Genomic DNA, 20,184 nt, shown 5'->3' on the forward strand with positions numbered 1-20,184 from the left:
AGCCGACGTTCAGAGAAACGTTGGCTCGACCCGACGTTGTTGCCTTGGCCTTGAGGCACGGGAGGCGCCGGACGAACGGCAAGTGAAATGGCAACTCACAGGGTGACGGGTTAGCCTTAGAAAAGTTGACTCGCGGACTTGATCACCCCTGTGTCTGCCGTCAGCGCCAATGGGACAGCTTAGGTCGATTTAATAAGAGAGGGTTTCTGGCACATCGTAACTAATGGGTAGGTCACAGCCAATCGCTTCGCATCGTCACGCTACCGCAGTGAGAGTTTGGTCGGTTGGCGCTTTGGTGCAAACACGATTCCTGCCACCTTCTTTTGCTTGATAGAGCGCAAGGTCCGAGGCGCGGAGCAAGTCTTCAACGGTGGTCCCAAACTTCGGTATGCATGTCGAGAGACCGACCGAACAGGTCACATTCAGAGATTGCTCCCCTATTCCGATTTCCAGCTCCGAGATCGTTTTGCGCAACTTTTCCGCGATTTTCACAGCGGCTTCGCGGTCACAGTCAGCAAGCAGGAGTAAGAATTCTTCGCCGCCAAAGCGGGCAGCCAGATCGCCTTCCCGGCGCGGAAAACCCTTCAGGGCTTCAGCGACGGCGGCAAGACACGCGTCCCCGGCTGGGTGGCCGTGTGTGTCGTTGATTGCCTTGAAGTGATCAAGATCGATCAGGATGGTGGACAGATCATTCCCGTCGCGCCGACAGCGGTTCCATTCGGAGGAAAGACAATCCTCAAGGTGGCGTCGATTGGATAGTCCGGTAAGCCCGTCAAGCTGGCTCAGCTTCTCCAGCGCGGTCTTCGCGTCCTCAAGGTCGGCCGTTCTTTCTCGGATGCTATCCTCCAACCCGCTCAGAACGCTCTTTAGGCGCTCCGAAAGTTCTCGGCTGTAAAGATACACAAGCAATGGTAGCGCGGCCAGATATACGGCATGACGAATGGCCGCATATATCGGCTCGTTGACCTCGCCCGTAAGCGCATCGACGATTTTCAAGAACTCGTTCAGCGCAAACAGGCCGAGCGCGATGGACACCACGTTACGCTGCCAACCGTCCGAGTGGCGGAACAGCAAGACGATCGGCACGATCAGCCAGAACGTCGCGGCACTGCGGAATGCCAGCTCGGGCCAGGTCTGCCCAAACTTCGATGTGGGATTAGCGATGATGTGTTGAGCCCAATACCAGAAACTCGAAAGGTAGACCGCAACAATCGTCGACACCCCGGCGGCGATATAGAGCTTCGCCTTCTTTTCCTGACTTGTGAGAAATAGGAGAAAGGCGCCCGCAACCACGATCAGAGAAATGTTTGATAAGGCGTGTTCCAGTGGGGGAAAAACGACATGCAGTTGTTCACCGGTGAAGACGCCGTAGGCCTGCAAGACCTTAATTGAGATCATGAAGACCTCACGGAACAGCGACAGCCCAATGCCAATCATCAGCAGTCGGTGGTTCGTCGTCTTATTTTCGCCAGCACTATGGTGCGTGAGCATCAACAAGAGTGCCCAGAAGATCGCCGCAATCCCAAAATGGACGATAGGATGTTCTGCGCCGCCGCCGGTTCCGGTGAACTGCTGCAAAAGGCCGAAGAAAATTTCCATTGATTCTGCCATGCAAGGCTCCCCGTGGTAGGTTCGCCGAAAAACAACACATTAAAGTTAAAATGGGGTTGCCGGACAAAACGGAGCGTCGGGCCTGCACCCTTTCGCGTGATTAACTCCCGCTGTCCGGCCACCTTCCATGGCGTTCGCAGAAGCGACGAAAATCGAGCGCGCGCGGCGAACAGCAGTAAGGTCCGTACTGCGTGAATTCGCCAAACACCCAATTTCGTCGTTGCACCGAACGGCCGCAAAGCCGGGCTGCACCGCAGCAGGACCGGGTGGTGGTGAGTGGCCGCCTTGGGCCGTCCCTGCGGAACGGCCTGAGGTACTCAGATTTCCTCCGCTTCGGCGATCACCAGCGCGTCTTCCAATTCGACGCCCAGATACCGGACTGTACTGTCCATCTTGGTATGCCCGAGCAGTAGCTGAACCGCACGCAGGTTGCCGGTCTTGCGATATATGTGCGCGACCTTCGTACGGCGCATTGAGTGCGTGCCGTATGACGTCGGATCCAGCCCGATTGAATTCACCCATTCCCGAACCAACCGGGCGTACTGTCGCGTAGAGATGTGCAACCGCTCGTGAAACCGGCCCGGCCAGAGGAACTCCGAGCCGATCATCAGTGGCTCTTCCATCCAGCGCAGGATTGACTTGCGCGTGCCTTCAGTGATCTCGAACCGCACCGGCCGCCGGGTCTTGCTCTGGATGATCGAAGCACGTTCCTTGACTTGGCCGGAGGCATAGATGTCCGCGACCCTCAGCTTGACGAGGTCACAGCCGCGCAGCTTGCTGTCGATGGCAAGGTTAAAGAGCGCGAGGTCGCGATGGTTTTCGGCGATTTCCAGTCGCACGCGGATAGCCCAGACGTGCTTCGGCATGAGCGGGCGCTTCTGGCCGACGACGCGGCCCTTGTTCCAAGCGGGGCGGCAAGCGCGAATGGCTGGTAAGTTGGCGATGGACATGGTGGCTTCTCCCATCCGCCTCAATCCACCACAGCGCCAACCCGACGTGGCTATAAAAGGTAACACGCCCAGGTGCGGTTGCGGAGAAGGCCCGCAGCGAGCTCAACACTCTGCAGTTCTGCAACGCAGCAAATGTCAGCTTTCAAGGCGCTACTGCGATAATCAAGGCATCTGGATTGCCAAATCGGGTTGCACGTTTCAGGATGAACATGGAGCACAAAGCTTGTTCCGCGTCTTTCATGACGAGCGAGACGGTGACGTTAACAATGGAAACAATTTAGATGGCGTTGAAACGACTGCGGAATCCGGGTTTCCCCTCCATTATCGATTTAGTCTGGGTTCTCCCCACAGTAATCTCGATCCTTTTAGCAGAGATCACGTTTCATTCCGGCATTGTCCTTCCTGTTCCGTTTCTTATCATTATGGTCTGCGTCGGCATTTCTGGAGCATTTGGCGGAAAGTTCTCTGGGCTCGTCGCCGGGGTCTTGGCGATGTTATTTATTGGCCATGCTCATTTTGAGCAGTTTGGACCCCCCACATTAACGGGCGGACCGCTGCATGCGGCCCTCGGTTCGATAATGTACCTTCTGGCAGGCATAGTTCTGGGGCGCTTGAAGGATCAGCGCGATACCAGCGTCAAAGCCTTGCGCGAAAACGAGCAAAAACTTCGAGTAGCATTGTCAAATGAAGTTGCGGAGAACAAAGCTCAAACCGTCAAGGTCGGGGAAAGCGAGGCGCGACTGGGGACTGCAATCCGAATTGCCCGGATCGGGCATTTTTCCTTTAAAGCCTTTACTGGCAATTGCACTTATTGCTCGGAACAGCACGCTAAAAACCTTGGCATGACGCCTGAGGAATTTATCAGGATCTCAGCGGACCCGGGCGTCAGGCTGCCCCACGTTCACCCCAATGATCATTCCGTTGTCGTAGACGCGATCAATTGCCTGAATTCCGGCAAGTCCCAAACATTTGAATTCCGTGTACTGCGCCCTGATGGCGACATCCGCTTCATTCGCCAGATTGAAGAACCGAAGTTTGATTCAACAGGAAAGGTGGTCGAACATATCGGCACCAGCATCGATCTCACAGACTTGCGCCAAGCAGAGGCGCGGGCTCGTCAATCGCAGCGAATTGAGGCGATTGGCACGCTGACAGGTGGCGTGGCGCATGATTTCAATAATCTTCTTGCTGTTATCCTTGGCAATCTTGAGCTGAGCCTTGAAACCGACCAGGATGACGATCGCAAAGAACTTATCGGTGCCGCAATCACAGCGACCATGCGCGGCGCTGGCCTGACGAAGAACCTGCTCAGCTTTGCGCGACGCGCGCATCTTGAACCGACACGTATCAACCTGAACCAGATTATACAGAACACTATGACGTGGGGCTCCCGGGTCTTGCCTGCGACGATCAATATCGAAAATTCGTTGATGGCGGGGCTCTGGGATGTCGAATTGGATGCCACTTCAGCAGAGAACGCGTTGATCAACATTCTTCTGAACGCGCGGGATGCGATGCCTGACGGCGGCAGGGTGACGATAGAAACAGCCAATATGCGTATCGACGACGAGTATGTCTTTGATCGGGAGGAGGATATCGAACCCGGGCGCTATGTCATGCTTGCCATCAGCGATACCGGACATGGCATTCCACCCGACAAGATCGAAAAGATCTTTGAGCCCTTCTACACCGACAAACCCGTTGGCGAAGGGTCCGGATTGGGACTGTCGATGGTGCAGGGCTTTATCAAGCAATCTGGTGGCGCGATCCGCATCTATTCCGAAGTTGGTGTCGGCACGACGTTCAAGCTGTACTTCAAGGCGGCCGAGCAGCGGAGCAAGCCCCAACGAGCCGCGCTTCGCGAACCGCTCAATCACCACATGCCGCATGGCAGAATCCTGATCGCTGAAGATGAACTCGAAGTGATGCAGATCTTGACCCGGGTTCTGGAAAGCGCGGGATATGCGGTCGCAACCGCACAAAGCGGAGACGCGGCTCTGGAGCTGTTCAAATCCAATGATCAATTTGACCTTCTGCTGACTGATGTTGTGATGCCGGGCAACCTGCAAGGGCCCGCGCTGGCAAAAGAGATCCGCTCAATCAATCCAGACCTCCCGTGCATTTTCCTCTCGGGCTACGCGGCAGAGGCGACAGTCCATGGCAACGGATTGAAGCCCTCCGACATTCGTTTGATGAAACCCGTCAGCCAGCAGGACTTGCTAAGCGCCGTATCCAAAGCGCTGGAACCCGTCGACAAGGCCGAGTAAGAAAATTGCATTCATTCGTCAGGAATATTGGTTCAAGATCCGATGGATGGGATGTTTTGGTGGCCTCGACTAAGGTAGTGCATGAACGAAGGCCGCCATACCGGCGAACTCGGTGAACGACCGCAAAGTCTGCACAGTGTGAGTTCAGGGCTGCCTCGACCTCGCAGCCGCAGCGAACGGCCGGTTCGGCGGGCCGCGCAGCGGCATTCAGAGGATGCGATGAACGGCAGCTGTGGGCCGGTCGCGTCGGTGCTCCGTCAAGCTGGGACGGTTGGGAAGCGGACTTTCGTCAAGGCTGCAAACAGTTTAGTTCGGGACGCAATAGCTGACATTCGTTCTGGAAACGGCTGTGTACCTCCAGACGCGGCCCCCCGAAGAAACGGTTTAGACCATTCGTCAGCAGACCTAGCCGGGGTCAGCTGTGCCGTCGAGCCTCCCACCATCAGTATCATTCGTCTTGAAGAGCCTTTGCACACTCGTTGACTACATATTCGGGCACGCTCTCGAATTTGTGTGGGTTGAGCTGCATAACGTATTCATTTTCAATATGATAAGACTCATTGATAAACTTCGAGATCACATCGTCCTGATGCTTGCCTTTGATGACACGGAACAACTGAATCTTCTCGTAGCCGACTTCAGTCTCGGCGAACTTCTGTTTCATTGCTGCAGCATCGTTCACTTGTGCAACCAATGCATCGTAGTTGAAGGCTGGCAGCATTTTTTGGACTTGTGCTTCCGCCGCGGCCTTTTCTTCTTCGCTCATGTCCCGGTTTTCCAAGGCAGTTACAATGGTTGGGACAAGTCGGCCTTTGAACAAACTAGCCAGGAGATTGTAGGCGTGGCCGACCTCGTCGATTATCTCGTAATGCCTTCGGAGATAGATCGCTTTGACGATGTCATCCGACGCGCCGCCCATGATATCAATGCAGATTTTGGCGAAAGTGCGGATGTCATCGCCAACTATTGAAGTTTCCTTCAAAATCCCATTTCTGCAGGAAAGAAAAGTCGCAGTAGGCTTCGGATCTTGAAATTTGTGAGACAGACTCTTGATCACGTCGATGGCTGGTTCGATGTCATGGGTCAACATCAAGGTCGTTCGATTGCGAAGATTACCTTTGCCTTGAAATAGCTGATGCAAGATCGCAAATTTCTTGTTTTTGTCAAACGATGAGATTGGATCATCAAGGATTACGATGTCGGGGTCTTCACTTAAGACCTGATGCATAAAGAGCACCAAGGCAAAAGCATTCTTTTCACCGTAACTCAGGTGTTTAGTAGCCGACTCGATGAAATCCGAAAGATCATCGTGCTCGAGCTTCATCTTGTATGAGTCCGGCTCTGAGATGATCTTCACCGAATACTTGTATCCTGCCGATCGCAAAAACCCATTGATGCTGCCCTGGTTCTGTTCAATCGTCTTCTTAATCTTGGCCTTGTGTTTGTTTATTTGTCCTTTCAGGTTACCAACTTTCTCGATCAAGCTGTTCAGTTGCGCATTGATTGGGTCAGTTACTGCCCTTGAGGGTTCCGAATCCAGCTTGTCGATCAAGCCAAGTTCGATCTTTAGGAGCGGCAATGTCTTGTCGATTTCGTCGACATCTCGCAATGAGTAGAACGATATATTCCTCAGCCCTTCCAGTTGTTGGATAAGCGCCTCAATGCTGTTTTTTAGGTCATTCAGATAACTCATCTGAATCGCGGTGAGTTCCGTTTTGGCCTTGGTGATTTGGTTGAGGTTTTCTTGACACACGGGGCTGAAGTACGCGCCAAGCCGTTCAATGACTTCCTTCAGGTTGTTGAGGTGATTGATTGCTGTGGGGTCGTACTCTTTTGCAACAGCAAGAGCGGTTTCCTTTTGTTCGGGCTTCTCTAAAGATGTCGCGCAATAAGGGCAGGTGTCACCGAGGTCCAAGAACTCTTTCCCTTTGATCTGCCAGCCAATCCATTTTGATGGATTTTTGCTTGTAACAAAGGTCTCGAATGGAAGCAGAGAATCCGGAATGTTATCAATTTTGTTTCCTGAGCCGAATGCCTTATGGACTTTGCTAGACTTCGCTATGGAGCCGTCTTTGTTAGGCTTCCCAAAAGCATCCCTCAAATCTTTGAGGTCTTTGATCATTTGTTCGATTTCAGGCCGATCGGCGAACGCCTTCTTGATGCCTTCAAACAGCTTCTCAATTTCTAACATCGCCTCGTCATATTCAGGCGTTTTTATGAATATATCAAAGCTATTTTTGACGACCTCGTCTTGCTGGAAAACGAACAAGTTCACATATTCCTCGTCAAAAACTAAGGCTGATGAAAGTGCGTCGATGCCTGAGACGCTTGGTTGGCCTACCCCTTTCTTACCCCGCAACTTGAATGGGGCGAGCTCAGACAGCGAGCCATCTTGCCTAGCCTGACTGACGATAGCCTTGGCTATCGTGCTTTTTCCAATTCCGTTAGGACCATATTTGATGTTTAGACAGCCCTCGGTCACAAGAATGGCTGCCGTGTCAATGCTGTTACAGTTTTCAATTGTGACTTCTAAGTTGGCCATCGGTTTCTCCAAGCAATTCACAGGTACCGTAACTGTCAAAGGCAGGCTGTCAAAGCATTTGGATACATAGCGTAGCCAGACTCTTCAATGACCGCTATTGCGAAGCTGCGGTGCAGCACGGGATCGTACAGGTAAAGTCCGGTATGGGCCGGAAGCGATGTTTCACCTGAGTGCTGCTTGTTGGGAGATCAAAGCAAACTCAACAATAACATTGCGGTTGTCGCCGCAAGTACCCCGAGTAGAACCTTGCGGAATAGAGCTTCGGACAGTCTTCCGGAAACGGCCGCGCCGGTTGCAATGCCAAGACCCAAGGCAGGCGCGAGCCAAGCGGCCAGTTTGAGGGTCGACGGACTGAAGCCCGAGACGAGGGCATAGGTCAGCACGTTGGCACCATAGGCGAAGACGAAGAACGCAAGTACGGTTGCGCGGACCGAAGTTCTGTCGAAGGACCGAACCGACATCCAAGTCGCCGCCAGAGGGCCCGGCATGGCCAGCATCCCACCCATGATTCCAGCCAAGGTGCCGACGGAAATCATCTCGGCCACCGCGGGCGGCAAGGCACGCGCGGGATCGCGGTGCTGACGCATGTCGAGAACAAGCGTGAGCGCGACGAAACTCACCATGCCCGCGGCGATCAGTTTCAGGGTCGCAACGCTCATCGCGCTCTGTAAGGCGAGGCCAGCCGCGATTCCCGCGACGCTGCCAAGGATCAGCCAGCCCAGGACCGGCTTCTGCACGCCTCGCTTGAGCATCGGCGCCAGCACAAGCGCGATGGCGAGATTGTGCAGGGCACTGATCTGGATCGCCTCGGCACCATTCAGCGCCACAAGGAATATCGGCCCGGCAATGACGCCGTAGCCGATCCCCGTGGCCGCCTGCAGCATGGCGGCGCCGAATACCGCGAGACCGAGAAGTGACAGAAGCGCCGGATCCATCGAAGGCTCCAAGAAAAGGGCCGGACCATTGAACAGGATCCGGCCAGGTGGGGAGTGAGGAGTTGCTTTAGTTGAGCGCCACGCGCCCGGCGTCGAGCGCTGACAGGAAGCTGCCGTCGATATAGGCGCCGATCGAGTCGCGGGTCGGAACGTCGCCCTTGATCGAGCCGCGGGCATTGATCCAGCCCCCTTGCTCGACCATCAGGTCGAGCAAGTCGTCGCTCAGCCCGATCTCGAAGGCATAGCTGGATGAGGCCTCGGCCACCTCGTCGGGCTTCAGCGTCCCGCCCAGCACCCGGGACACCGCCTCGTGCGAGGCTGCTGGGTCGGACTTGACCACGCCCTCTGCCTCGACCAGAGCCGCCAGCACGGAGGTAACTGCGCCGGGGTTCTCGTCGATCAGGTCCTGCGTGGCGACGAGGATGAAGTGAGTGTTGTAGCTGGAGATCGGGATCTCGCGATAGCTCTCGCCCAAAGTCTCCTTGGCGCCGCCGTAAAATGACGGGAACATAGCTCCTGCGTAGATGTCACCGCGGGCGAGGGCCGGAACGATGTCGGGCGGGCCGACCGAGACGATTTCCGCCTCGATCCCGGCGGCCTTTAACTCGTTCTCCAGCCAGAAATGCACGTTGGTGCCGGCTGTGACGCCGATCGGTTTGCCGGCCAGCTCTGCCACGGTGTCGACCTCGGCATCGCCGGTGTGGATGATGCGGGTGGACTGGTAGCGCGACAGGTCTGCAATGACCTTGAAGTCCTGCTCTCGCATGGCCCCGATCACGGCGGGGAACTCAGCCATAACCGCCACATCGAGTTGGCCGCCGAGCAGCGCCTCGAAGGCCGAGCGCCCGGACTGGAAGGGAATGACGTTTACGTCGAGCCCGTGCTTGGCGAAAAGCTCGTGGTCCATGGCGACCGAAAGCTGCGGGATGTCCAGATAGGCGCCGCCGCCGAAGGTGATTTTGGCGTCCTGCGCCGAAGCCGCGCCGGCCAGAACGGCGAGGCTCCCGGCGAAGAAGGTAAGTTTCAGTGAGTGGTGCATTGTGACCTCCGTGTTGTTTGTTGGTTTCAATGGTCCTCGGCGCCGGGCTGGCGCAGCAGGCCGATGATGTGGTTGCGGTTCTTCAGGAAGCTTTCGGTGACCTGATGCGCGCGGCGCGGCCGCTCGTCGGTGATCTCCATGGTCTCGATGATGCGGCCAGGTCCGGCGCTCATGATGTGGGCACGGTCCGAGAGGATCAGCGCCTCGTCCACGTCATGGGTGACAAAGATCACCGTAGCCTTGTGCGCCTCCCACACCCTGAGCAGGATTTCGTGCATCACCACCCGTGTCTGGGCGTCGAGCGCGCCGAAGGGTTCGTCCATCAGCAGTACCTTGGGCGAGGTCACGAAGGTCCGCGCCAGCGCAACTCGTTGCCGCATCCCGCCCGAAAGCTGGCCGGGATAGGTGGTCTCGCGACCTTCCAACCCGACTTCCTTCAAGGCCGCCATGGCGCGGGCGCGGCGTTCTTCCTTGGAGATCGGGAAGCGCTTCAGCGCGAACATCACGTTGCCGAGCGCGGTGAACCATGGAAACAGCGCGTATTGCTGGAAGACAACGCCCACGTCGGGGTTAATGCCGGTCACCGGCTCGCCGTCCAGTTTGATGACCCCGTCGGTGAGCGGCACGAAACCTCCGACCGCGTTCAGAAGCGTGGACTTGCCGCAGCCCGAGGGGCCGATCAGCGAGACGAAGGAGCCGGGTTCGATCACCAGGTCGGTTGGCGCGAGGGCCTCGATCAACTTGCCTTTCGGTCCCTTGAAGGTCACCGCGGCGCCTTCGACGTCTATCCGGCCGACCTTGGTGTTGGACATGGGTTGATCTTCCTCGACGATTTTCAGTGCTGCAGATTGCATCATACGCTCTCCCAATGGACCAGCCGGCGGCTGATGAGGACAAAGACCGAGTCGAGCAGCGCGCCGAGGATACCAAGCTCGATCAGGCCCACGAACATGCGGTCGGTCTGGATGAATTGACGGGCGTCCTGTAGGCGGAAGCCGATGCCGGAAGAGGCGCCGCTGAGTTCGGCGGCGACCAGGCTGAGGAAGGCCAGCGCGGCCCCGAGGCGCAGGCCCACTACGATGTGCGGCGCGGCGGCGGGCACCACGACCTCGAAGAATTCGCGGAAGCGGTTGGCACCCAGCGACCTTGCGGCACGGATGTAGGTGCCCGCCACGCTGGAGGCGCCGGCATGGGTGTTCAGCCAGACCGCAAGGAAGACGGTGTAGGAGATGACGAAGTATTTCGACCCCTCGCCGATGCCGAACCAGACGATGGCGATGGGCACCAGCGCGATCGCCGGGATCGGCCTTAGGAGGGTGAGGAACGGCTCCAACGCCACCGAGAAGGCAAAGACCCGCGCGGTGAGCAGACCGACCAGCACCCCCAGCGTCGAGCCGATGGTGAAACCAATGGCCGCGCGTTTGAGCGAGATTTGCAGGTCGGAGATCAGCACCCCGTCCTGGTAGAGTTCCACCGCTGCCGCCAGCACCTGTGGCGGTGTTGGGAAGAGGTTCTGGTTGACGAGCCCGAGGCCCGAGACCAGCCACCAGATCGCCACCACGCCCGAGAGCGACAGGACAAGCTGGCCATATTTCCTGAGATGTCTTTCCATCACAAAGACCCCTTTCATGTTTTCCAAAGATCGCCTGACCGGCCGTGACAGCGGACGATCGGGGCGGCGCTAACGGCGTCATGCGCGCGTTTTTTGTTGGCTCTGAGAAATTCCTCGGCGTCCCAGCCCACCGGCCGGGAGTGTTCCATGACGCATCGGCCATCGACCACCACAGCTTCGATCTGGTCGCGGTTGTAGAGCCGCACCAGTTCCCATTCGAAGTCCCATGAAGGCGTCACTTCGGGCTGGCGCCGGTCGAGCACAAGGAAATCGGCGCGCTGGCCTTCCGCGATCTGCCCGGTGACCCCGCCAAGGCCTGCCGCATCGGCACTGCCGCGGGTGGCGGCGTCGATCCAGGTCCAGGCCGCACCGCAGGAAAAATCGGCGTTCTGCATCCCTTGGGAAAAGCGCTGCGCGGTCTCTGCCGATTCCAACAGGCGCAGCGCATCCGAGCGCGTGCTGTCGGTGCCGATACCAAAGCGGACGCCGCGCGCGGCAAAGCCCAGCGCGGGCGCCACCCGGTCGCCTTTCCAGGCGCTGGCCAGGGGGTTGTAGCTCACTGCCGATCCGGTCTCGCGCAGGATCTCTATCTCCCGGTCGGTGACCAGCGTACAATGGTGATGCAGCGTGTGGGGCCCGACCGCGCCGTGCTCGGCAAAGTACTCAAGCGGGCGCTTGCCGTGGGTGCAGACGCTCCAGTGGACCTCGACGTGGTGTTCGTTGGTGTGGATCTGGAAGAGCACGCCTTGCTCCGCCGCATAGTCTGATAGCGCCCGCATCATCTCGCCCGGCGCGCTTTGCACCGCGGGGATGCAGAGCGACGGGGTGATCAGCGGCTGATCCTTGCACATCGCGATATGCGCCTCGGCACGCTGGAGCGTGGCGTCGATGGCACGGGCGATGTCGCAGGAACTAGGGGCTGTCGGCCCGTCGATGGGGAGCGCGCCACCGGTCGAGGAGACAAGCCGGATGCCAACATCCGTGGCTGCCCGGTGCAGGGCCGCTGCCTTCTCGTCATTCTGCACCGCGAAGTTCACGATGCCGGTAAAACCGCCGCGCAGCGCCTCGAGAAACATCCACTTTGCCGAGACGTAGACCGTCTCGGGGTCGAAGCTGCCTTCCATCGGCGTCCAGATGCGGCGCCAGATCTGCGCCGGCTCGCCGCCGGTGATCGCCTTGCCGAAGGCCTGGCCCAGGTGGGTATGGGCGTCGATGAAGCCCGGCACGATCGCACGGTCGGGCAGTTCGATGAGCGATGTGTCCGGCGACGCGGCCTCAAAGCCTGCGCGGGGGCCGACAAAGACGATCTCGCCGTCCAGCACCTGCACCACCATCCCCGGCTTTGCCCCCTGCGGCGTCAGCAAGAGATCTGGGGCCAGCGCGTAGCTGCCACGTTCGGTGATGTCCGACAATCCGGTCATGGTGTTCCCAAGTCCTTGTTACGTGTCCTGCGACTCGCAGATGCGGTGCTTGCAAAGGAGCGTAGACAAGGCCGACTATAGAAGATAATACTATATAATGGACAGCTCATAGGCAAAAACTATGGATTTCGAAAGTGATTAACATTCGTCAGCTTGAGTGCCTGCGTGCCATTATGATGAGCGGAAACATGACCCAAGCTGCGGAATTGATGGGAATTGCCCAGCCGTCTGCCAGCAGCCTGATCGCCAATCTCGAGCACGCGCTGGGGTTTAAGCTGTTCGACCGCGTCAAAGGCCGGCTGGTGGCAACGCCCGAGGCGAAATTCCTGATGCCCGACGTACAGCGGACGCTGGAGAGCGTCGAACTGACCGAGCATCGCGCACGGCAGATCCGGGACAACCGCCGGGGCGATCTGGTGATCGTTTCCTATCCCGACATCGCCATCGATTTCTTGCCAGAGGCACTTGGCGATTTCCTGGCCGACCGGCCGTCGGTCCGCGTGCATCTACAGGCGCGTCGCTCCGAGATGATGACCGGCCTGCTGCAAACCCACGATTTCGATCTGGCGATCTCGACCCGACTGGCAGAGGCGCACAATCTGGATGTGCAGGAATTCGCAATCCCTTGCATGATTGCCTATCCGCGCGGACAAGCCCCTGAGGGCCGGCTGGCGCTCGAACCCATTGACCTTGCGTCAGAGACTCTCGTTTGTGTCAGCGCAAGCCATCCCAGCGCCATCCAGTTCTCCGAGCGGTTCGATCAGCGGGGTGTTCCCCATCCCGGCACGGCAGTCGAAACCCAGACCTTCGAGTCGGTCTGCGGGTTTGTCCGGCGCGGTTTCGGGGTCGGGCTCATTGATGCTATCACCGCCCATCGCTACAAGGACGAACTCGACATACTGGGGTTTGTGCCGTCCGTCTGGCAAACGATTTATCTGTTGCGGCCCCTGGATCGACCGGCCGCAAAAATCGCGCTGGAGTTTTCCGCGTATCTCACTGACAAAATCAAAATGTTAGCCCCTTGAAGAGGGTTCATTCGGTTCCAAGTCGTTTAGATCGCCAGTCAGATATGATGCTGGAGACGCCGCCGCGCTTATGGCTCTTGGTCTCGCGCCAGAAGTGAACTTCCGGCTTGATGTCGCCGCACTGCGGCGACAAGCCGACAGCCCAGTGGCAGCAAAGGGCCGTTCGCTACAGGTATACATGTGCTGCAACTGCGAAGTCTTCTGCGGCCAGAGTGGTCAGTATGGGCTCGGACCGGATCTGCGGCGCTGCAGCATAACCTCCTTGCCAGACATCCTTTCGGTCGACACACGCGGCCCTTTCCAGCCATTCCCCACCCCATAGGATGCCGCAGTCCGGCTTCACCGAAGCAGCCTTTCGCTGCGGGTGCGCATTGGTGCCAAGGTCAAATTCACACAACGCGGACAAGGCTGCCCTTTGATTTCCGCACACCAATGTCCAGTTCTGGGACCTGTTCAAAAGCCGGTGGGTTTTGCCGGTGGCATGATGATTTGGCTCGGGCGAATACTCAAGCTGGAGCGAGCGACGACGCACGGAAACCTTCACTTCGCAGGAGGAATGGGTCATGAGCTTTTTCAAATTCTGCGCACAGGGTTAACAATTGGATAGCTGACATGATGCGGATTCGTGACGATGGCTTTGTTGAGGCAAATCTTCGCTGGTCAGGCCAATTATGATGGAGCAATCCTCCTACGCGCCAAACGATACGCTGTACCAAATTCCACCTTCTGCTATGCGCAATGCCTATATATCGTTGAGTATTGGAAATTCTGCCCCACATCATGCGATTACCTAACGGCAAGAAACCGCCTATTGTGACGCCTGTTAAGTACTCGTTAACGAATGTGTCAGTCTAGTAATGTTAGTCAATTTTATTCGAGGATAGCATCATGACGGTCTCCGAACATGCCGCAAGAGCTTTGCTCGCCGCGAAAGTAGCCGAAAGTATCGGCCTTCCTGCGACAGCAAAAAAGCTAAGAGACGTAGCGCTTGAACTGCTGGTTGAATCAGGCGTCGCGCAACCTTCGCAAGACTCGACGAAGCTTTCATCTAGAATCAGCCCCTCCGCGTCTCGGGATGCGCGGGAGCAAAATGATTATTCTATCCGTCTGCTTCGTAGCTTGAATAACTCATCGTTAAGGATAAATTAACCTTTGCGCGCTCAACCTCTGACAGTGAGCCCTCTGTGAGGGTTGCAGACAATAGCGCGAGGCATCGATGTCGGAAGAAGATGAGTGGATTGCCAGGGTTGTTGAGGAAATTGAGCAATTCGCTCGCGAAAACGATTTGCGTCACGTTAAGAAAGAGCTTCTTGCGGCGAGAGCAGCATTTCGCAGTGAATGGAAAACTTCCCCGTCAAGCGGCTCGGAAATCAAAGACATGTGCGACTATGTCTTTCTTTCGTATCATGGCGCTCCTCACTAGGCAGTCTTAGGGCCTCTGTGGCTTCAGTGAATGCCGTGTGGCAGGATTCACGCAATCACATCGTGACGTTCAACAACCATCGCTCGTTGAACCGCCCCGGCTTGCCCGGAGAGCGTTTTGTTCAACGCGTTACCCGACCTTATCCATAGCTTCGATTTGTTCAAGGCATCGCCGCTCGGCCTCGGCTGGCAGCATGTAGCCGATTGAGCTGAGAAGCCGATTCTGATTGTACCAATCGACCCAGTGCATGGTATCTCACTCGACGTCTTGCATCATCTTCCAGAGCCCGAGCTGCTTGATGGCTTCGGCCTTGAACAGACCAATCACACTTCCGGCGAGAGCATTATCGTAGGAGTCTCCGACCGTCCCGACGGATGGGTCCACCTCGGCGTCGGCCAGTCGCACGGTATACCTGATGGATAGATACTGCGACCCACGGCCCGAATGTTGGATCAAGCTCTTGCTTCCAAGCGGCTTTCTCTGCCAGAGCGCTTGCTCCAAGGCATCAAGAACGAACCGGGTCGTCATCGAGGTCGAGACGCGCCACCCGATGATCCGTCGCGCGAAAACGTCGATGACGAAGGCGACATAGACGGTGCCCGACCAAGTCGGCACATACGTGAAGTCTGAAACCCAGAGCCGGTTCAGTCGCTCGGCAAAGCTAGCCTTTGAGAGTTTTGCTCTCCGGGCAAGCCAGGGCAGTTCAATCTTGTGGGGGCCGTATTCCTCAGGCACGTCACGCCAACGCAACCTATTGCGATTGATGAAAATATTTTTCCTCAGCATACGTCGGTCATCGCCTCGTGGCTGCCACAGAACCTTGGAAAACAGGGTTCAAGACGCGCCATCTGCGTGTCCGATAGAGATCAGATATGTTCATCACTTGGTTTTCGGTCGCTAAATCACGCGACCCCGCGGAATTCAAGAGGTCCTTACCCTGAGGTCAAGCCGACGAAACTGGGTAAGATGTTCATGATTGTTTAACTAAATAACTATATATTTAATATGTAAGGAAATCGGCAGATTGCAAACTGAATGGGCTAATATGCGTCACTACTGGGTAATCCGATTAATCGAAGATCTTGAAGCTTACTGCACGTTCAGAGGTCTTGCAATGGCTAGAGAATTGCTGTCTGACGCAAAGATGGCGATAATGATAGAATCAGAAAGCAAAATAGCTGAAGATAACAGGTTAGAGATAGCAAGTAAATTGACTAGAAGATCCTGTCTCAGCAATCTAGTTAGAATAGAAGACTATAAAGATGGAGCAATTTAAGTGGGTAACATGTTGATGGATAAATTTTCCCGAAGAAAATGTGGCCGCATTTTTTAATGGCTCCTCGGATCACTTAGATGAACTCAAAATTCGAATTGTCCATTAGTTCTTGTTGGTCAAACACGCCATCAAGTTCGATAATGCCTCCATTATCTCCACCGAGCAAGAGGTAGGTAACAGCGCCCTGGATATCAACCGAGAAAGAAATATCAGCAACGGAGTTTACGCCGTCAGCTTCTACTTTAAGCATGTCCCTACCTACTTCGAAATCCATTATGCGATCTTCGATAGACCCCTGGCTTTCCTCAAATTTAAACACATCCCGGCCGTGATTACCCCATAATTCATCTCTACCGCCGCCACCCATAATTGTATCAGAACCGCTGCCGCCAAAGATCGAATCTTCGTCGAGTCCACCGTTAAGGAAGTCGCTCCCTGAGTTGCCGTGTAGGATATCGGAGCCTGATTGCCCCCGCATTACGTCTTCGCCTTGTTCACCAAACAATCGGTCCGAGCCTTGTCCACCGTACAGTGTGTCATGGTCACTTCCACCATAGAGCTTGTCGTCGCCCGTTCCGCCGTCCAGCCAATCGGAGCTGCCGCCACCGTTAATAGTGTCCCTACCTGCACCTCCCCAAAAAGTGTCTGCTCCATAAAAGCCGGATTGCGAGTCGTCCAGTATTTTATCGTTACCATCTCCTCCAGATACGGTGTCACGTCCAAAACTACCTGCAAGCGTGTCGTTGCCACTGCCACCAAAAAGCTGGTCGAAAGCGGAGCCTCCATACAACTCGTCATCGCCCACTCCCCCTTTCAAAATATCACGGCCGGCTCCACCAGAAAGGATGTCGGAACCACCATCGCCAAACAGTGTATCGTCGCCTTGCCCGCCGCTTAGCAAATCATTGCCGCTCCCCCCGCTTAGGAAGTCTTCGGCGCCACCTGCATCAATTGTGTCATTTCCACCTTCGCCAAAATAACGATCACTGCCAAACCACCCAGTTTGGTCATTATCAACTATTCTGTCGTCGCCTCGACCACCGAAAACCGTATCTCTGCCATACCCGCCAATCAGCAGATCATTGCCTTTGCCCCCCGATATTCTGTCAAATTGCCCGCCACCTCTTATTTGATCGTCACCTTCCTGGCCGTTCAAAGTGTCATTTCCTGAACCGCCAAAAATCGTGTCGTTGCCGAAGCCCATTTCAGCGAAATCGTCCCCTTGAAGGAGGCTTATCACTTCATTGGTTGAATTTCCTGTAAAGTCGTCCTCACCTGGAGTTCCAAATATCTCCAAATGTGCATCGTTGGTCGCGTCATCCAGGGGCGATTCTCCCGATGGCACTGAAAAGGAGATCTGCAACACTTCGAAAGGCTTCAGCTGCATCTCTACTATGCCACCAGACAGAAACTCGTCTTCATCTATTAAATCAATCTCGGCCCGAACGTCATGCTCGTTTAGAAAATGCTTCTTCCCGTCTATCATAACGAAATCAGCCTCTACTCTCATACCTAATTTGTTGTCGTAATACATGCCGTCAGAGGAATCCTCATCGTATCCGAGCTTGATGGCCGAGGCACTTGTGTAGTTTGGAATTAGGTCAGATACGTCCAGCTCAATATTTTCAAGCTGTAGGGAGCGTGATGATATATACAAGACAACTTCCGATTCAGATGCATAAGTATTCACCTCGATCGTTCCATCATCATGGTCCAGCGTCGACTTAATCAAAGTCTTGCCTGGTAGCGCACTTGACATCATATCAAATGCAGCACCTTGAATAGTATTCAAGACGATGCCGGTTTCTTCGTCCTTGATTAGAGCCTCACCTTTGTTCCCTCCTAAATCGTTACTGATATTGTGCTGGATTGGCCAGGCATGAGCTACATCGACACCGAGTTCGTGCATGAGCTCCGCTTGCTCAATCATCGTCGATGCAGCCTTCAACCCAAGTTCGTCATAGTTTGTGCTTTTAACATTCCACTCAGTGACATACAGGCTCAGCGGCGCGCCGATTTCGGCCTCCCAAATTTCGTGGTCCTTATTTATTAGGTTGACTAAATCATCAATTTCCCCGTCTGGCCCCAGAAGGTCATGAAAATTGTCCTCGCCTTTGTTATAGTAATAGTGCTCAATCACCCCGTCAATTTGCGCTCTGGCATCGGGGGAAAGTTGATCAATAATATCTTGGTTGGCTGCGCGCCAGTTGAACTGCCCAGCGTATGTGCTATTCCCAAACGGCTGCCCCATTTGAACAGATATATCTGGATCGTATGAGGTGCCCCCCAATGCGTCCGCAATAACGACGATTTGCTCGTCGGCTATTTGTCCATATTCCACTTCATTCATGGACCCGTAGTACTCATTGCCGATCTCGAAGCAAGTGATGTGTTCGCCGTATTCTGCAAGCAACTCGTCAATAAATTCTGGAAATTTATCGCTATTGGTGTATTCTGGATTAGTTGGCGTCGTAAATGTAATGCTGTGGCCGTTGTCAACAGCCCAGTCCATATACTCCACGAGCATGTCCGGCAGGCTACCGTCACTTTTCAAAAGTCCGTCTTCATAAAGTCGATCTGACTTTCCTGCAGGAAATCGAATTCCTACAATCCCTAACTCGCTAGTGACTGTTTGGAAGGCGCCATCATCTGATGTGGGCTTGTTTGTACCAGGAAGTAAGTTGCCCCCGAAAAATTCGTCTCTTACTACGTGGTCCTGCACAGAATACGCGTCAATTCTTGCATTGATGTTTCCCATGGTGCGCGCCCCAGTTTTGCCAACTTTCTGTTAGGCAATATGAGGTGCGTTGCTTAATTTCAGGTGCATTCTTGTGATCAGAATTGGGCGTTTTTCTGGAAAGCTTAGACCTATTAGTACAATATAGGGTAAAATTGTGGATTTGCCTTATGCGCATTGTTCTTCCTCTATCTATTTTGACAATGCCTATCGTTAATAAACGCAAGTCAACGTAATGTTTGGAGGGAGGGAGCATTTTATATATCCCTTTAATAGTGAGCTTCGGTGATGCTTGACCCTGAGATCATGTTTCTCAATCCGCGCGGCTCTAACGATCGTCGTAGATTTCTTGATTGAAGAATGCGCCGACTTGGCTCTTTAGCACGCTCGGCCTTCGCCATGCATGCATGAAGCTGTCGCTAAGGCGAGGCAAAAGAACCGGCGTTGACCTGATATCGGAGTTCTTCAGTCGCGTTTTTTTTGTCGGCCTGTCTCTGCCGCAAGGAAGAGGAAAAGGTCCAACTTAACTGTTTCAAGAAAGCCGCGTGGCAGCTCGAGACAGGTGACGGCGAAGAAGGCAGAAGCTGAAAGGCGATGCCCCCGAAGGCAAGTGTCCGTCGAGGGCGCGCTCGTTCCAGTTTTTCCAGTTGTTCTTTGATAAGTTTAGTGGAGCCTGCCTTGGCCCACGCTTAGTAGCGCAGCTCGAGGTTAATTGTCCGTCAACAGCGCGTTTGTCTGTACACGATCGTCCTATTTTTCGCTCTAGCCTAGTCTAAGAAATCCAGCAACTGGCGTCCTGCTGAAAGGCCTTCAAGTTGGTGACGACTGTTTGCTAACCAGTGAGTACGCCCTACCCCGCCGTGCCCTATGTCCCTGACTAAGCCGCTATCCTTCAGCGAACGGTGCTCATATAGCTCGGAGACGTGTCTTGGTTGGCGGCCCATACGCCAGGTGGTTCAGCCGCGTCCCGGGGTCACTGCGTAGCTCCTTGCGCAGTGGCCGGGCTTGTCGGTAGTCTGGATGGAGGCACCGTCCGACGGCAATCCCGTTCCGAACCTCTTCGCGTCCGCAGTTCGTGAGGCGTATGGGACTATCCGATCTCATCCGGCGGGAGATTGATTCTCTGGCTACCTTTTGCAAACACTGATTCAGCCAGTATCCTCGGCCATGGGGCGCACCGGACGACTGATGGACCTAGTGGAAAGGCCTGCACAGCGAAGGACCCCATATAAGTAGTATCAGAACACCCCGTGTCTCGGCGCAAAGATTTGTAACGGTGTAGATGGGCGTGGATCGAAGTCAGCAGTCGGGGATGACCTGACAGATAACGATCTGTCGCCCCAATG

The 20,184-nt window shown here is 55.2% G+C and carries 13 protein-coding genes and 2 pseudogenes; 3 read left to right on the forward strand and 12 right to left on the reverse strand.

Annotation, left to right across the window (positions count from 1 at the left end):
- Positions 1 to 255: 255 nt before the first annotated feature.
- Both AC04PT_RS13870 and AC04PT_RS13875 read right to left on the reverse strand, forming a co-directional pair.
- A complete protein-coding gene (locus AC04PT_RS13870; RefSeq protein ID WP_482874304.1) occupies positions 256 to 1,611 on the reverse strand; it encodes a GGDEF domain-containing protein in 1,356 nt (451 codons plus the stop codon).
- 317 nt (positions 1,612 to 1,928) lie between these two features.
- Entirely contained in the window at positions 1,929 to 2,561 is a 633-nt protein-coding gene (locus tag AC04PT_RS13875) for a tyrosine-type recombinase/integrase (protein WP_482874305.1), read from the reverse strand.
- 281 nt (positions 2,562 to 2,842) lie between these two features.
- Here AC04PT_RS13875 and AC04PT_RS13880 point away from each other — a divergent pair, with 281 nt between their 5' ends.
- Positions 2,843 to 4,828: an ATP-binding protein gene (locus tag AC04PT_RS13880; RefSeq protein WP_482874306.1), complete on the forward strand. Its 1,986-nt coding sequence runs from the start codon at positions 2,843 to 2,845 to the stop codon at positions 4,826 to 4,828.
- 448 nt (positions 4,829 to 5,276) lie between these two features.
- Here the strand turns inward: AC04PT_RS13880 and AC04PT_RS13885 are convergent, their stop codons facing one another.
- From AC04PT_RS13885 to AC04PT_RS13910, 6 genes are all read right to left on the reverse strand, one after another.
- Positions 5,277 to 7,370, reverse strand: a complete 2,094-nt coding sequence (locus tag AC04PT_RS13885; RefSeq protein WP_482874307.1) for an AAA family ATPase — start codon at positions 7,368 to 7,370, stop codon at positions 5,277 to 5,279.
- Between the two features lie 188 nt (positions 7,371 to 7,558).
- Complete coding sequence (locus AC04PT_RS13890) at positions 7,559 to 8,305, reverse strand: sulfite exporter TauE/SafE family protein (protein WP_482874308.1); 747 nt, start codon at positions 8,303 to 8,305, stop codon at positions 7,559 to 7,561.
- A 67-nt stretch (positions 8,306 to 8,372) separates the two neighbouring features.
- Positions 8,373 to 9,344: an ABC transporter substrate-binding protein gene (locus AC04PT_RS13895; RefSeq protein WP_482874309.1), complete on the reverse strand. Its 972-nt coding sequence runs from the start codon at positions 9,342 to 9,344 to the stop codon at positions 8,373 to 8,375.
- 26 nt (positions 9,345 to 9,370) lie between these two features.
- Complete coding sequence (locus AC04PT_RS13900; protein ID WP_482874310.1) at positions 9,371 to 10,198, reverse strand: ABC transporter ATP-binding protein; 828 nt, start codon at positions 10,196 to 10,198, stop codon at positions 9,371 to 9,373.
- The gene (locus tag AC04PT_RS13905; protein ID WP_482874311.1) at positions 10,198 to 10,956 is read right to left on the reverse strand and encodes an ABC transporter permease; all 759 of its coding nucleotides are present in this window, start codon (positions 10,954 to 10,956) and stop codon (positions 10,198 to 10,200) included. Before AC04PT_RS13905 ends, AC04PT_RS13900 begins: the two co-directional genes overlap by 1 nt.
- 14 nt (positions 10,957 to 10,970) lie before the next feature.
- Positions 10,971 to 12,377: an amidohydrolase family protein gene (locus tag AC04PT_RS13910; protein ID WP_482874313.1), complete on the reverse strand. Its 1,407-nt coding sequence runs from the start codon at positions 12,375 to 12,377 to the stop codon at positions 10,971 to 10,973.
- A 134-nt stretch (positions 12,378 to 12,511) separates the two neighbouring features.
- Here AC04PT_RS13910 and AC04PT_RS13915 point away from each other — a divergent pair, with 134 nt between their 5' ends.
- Complete coding sequence (locus AC04PT_RS13915) at positions 12,512 to 13,402, forward strand: LysR family transcriptional regulator (RefSeq protein ID WP_482874315.1); 891 nt, start codon at positions 12,512 to 12,514, stop codon at positions 13,400 to 13,402.
- Between the two features lie 166 nt (positions 13,403 to 13,568).
- Here AC04PT_RS13915 and AC04PT_RS13920 read toward each other — a convergent pair whose 3' ends face one another.
- Complete coding sequence (locus AC04PT_RS13920; RefSeq protein ID WP_482874317.1) at positions 13,569 to 13,967, reverse strand: hypothetical protein; 399 nt, start codon at positions 13,965 to 13,967, stop codon at positions 13,569 to 13,571.
- A gap of 651 nt (positions 13,968 to 14,618) precedes the next feature.
- Here AC04PT_RS13920 and AC04PT_RS13925 point away from each other — a divergent pair.
- Complete coding sequence (locus tag AC04PT_RS13925; RefSeq protein WP_482874318.1) at positions 14,619 to 14,825, forward strand: hypothetical protein; 207 nt, start codon at positions 14,619 to 14,621, stop codon at positions 14,823 to 14,825.
- Positions 14,826 to 14,954: 129 nt separating this feature from the next.
- Here AC04PT_RS13925 and AC04PT_RS13930 read toward each other — a convergent pair.
- The 3 genes and pseudogenes from AC04PT_RS13930 to AC04PT_RS13940 form a co-directional block, all read right to left on the reverse strand.
- Positions 14,955 to 15,482 (reverse strand): annotated as a pseudogene (locus AC04PT_RS13930) (IS3 family transposase); the annotation flags it as partial.
- A 51-nt stretch (positions 15,483 to 15,533) separates the two neighbouring features.
- A pseudogene (locus AC04PT_RS13935) lies at positions 15,534 to 15,673 on the reverse strand (IS5/IS1182 family transposase); the annotation flags it as partial.
- Positions 15,674 to 16,174: 501 nt separating this feature from the next.
- Entirely contained in the window at positions 16,175 to 18,859 is a 2,685-nt protein-coding gene (locus AC04PT_RS13940) for a calcium-binding protein (RefSeq protein ID WP_482874319.1), read from the reverse strand.
- Positions 18,860 to 20,184 lie beyond the last annotated feature (1,325 nt).

It is taken from the genome of Litorisediminivivens sp. KMU-197 (genome assembly GCF_056858395.1).

Coding starts and splice junctions, on each gene's coding strand:
- AC04PT_RS13875 (WP_482874305.1), bottom strand. CDS start 2,561: ATGTCCATCGCCAACTTACCAGCCATTCGCGCTTGCCGCCCCGCTTGG.
- AC04PT_RS13900 (WP_482874310.1), bottom strand. CDS start 10,198: ATGCAATCTGCAGCACTGAAAATCGTCGAGGAAGATCAACCCATGTCC.
- AC04PT_RS13905 (WP_482874311.1), bottom strand. CDS start 10,956: ATGGAAAGACATCTCAGGAAATATGGCCAGCTTGTCCTGTCGCTCTCG.
- AC04PT_RS13890 (WP_482874308.1), bottom strand. CDS start 8,305: ATGGATCCGGCGCTTCTGTCACTTCTCGGTCTCGCGGTATTCGGCGCC.
- AC04PT_RS13895 (WP_482874309.1), bottom strand. CDS start 9,344: ATGCACCACTCACTGAAACTTACCTTCTTCGCCGGGAGCCTCGCCGTT.
- AC04PT_RS13885 (WP_482874307.1), bottom strand. CDS start 7,370: ATGGCCAACTTAGAAGTCACAATTGAAAACTGTAACAGCATTGACACG.
- AC04PT_RS13910 (WP_482874313.1), bottom strand. CDS start 12,377: ATGACCGGATTGTCGGACATCACCGAACGTGGCAGCTACGCGCTGGCC.
- AC04PT_RS13920 (WP_482874317.1), bottom strand. CDS start 13,967: ATGACCCATTCCTCCTGCGAAGTGAAGGTTTCCGTGCGTCGTCGCTCG.
- AC04PT_RS13940 (WP_482874319.1), bottom strand. CDS start 18,859: ATGGGAAACATCAATGCAAGAATTGACGCGTATTCTGTGCAGGACCAC.
- AC04PT_RS13880 (WP_482874306.1), top strand. CDS start 2,843: ATGGCGTTGAAACGACTGCGGAATCCGGGTTTCCCCTCCATTATCGAT.
- AC04PT_RS13925 (WP_482874318.1), top strand. CDS start 14,619: ATGTCGGAAGAAGATGAGTGGATTGCCAGGGTTGTTGAGGAAATTGAG.
- AC04PT_RS13870 (WP_482874304.1), bottom strand. CDS start 1,611: ATGGCAGAATCAATGGAAATTTTCTTCGGCCTTTTGCAGCAGTTCACC.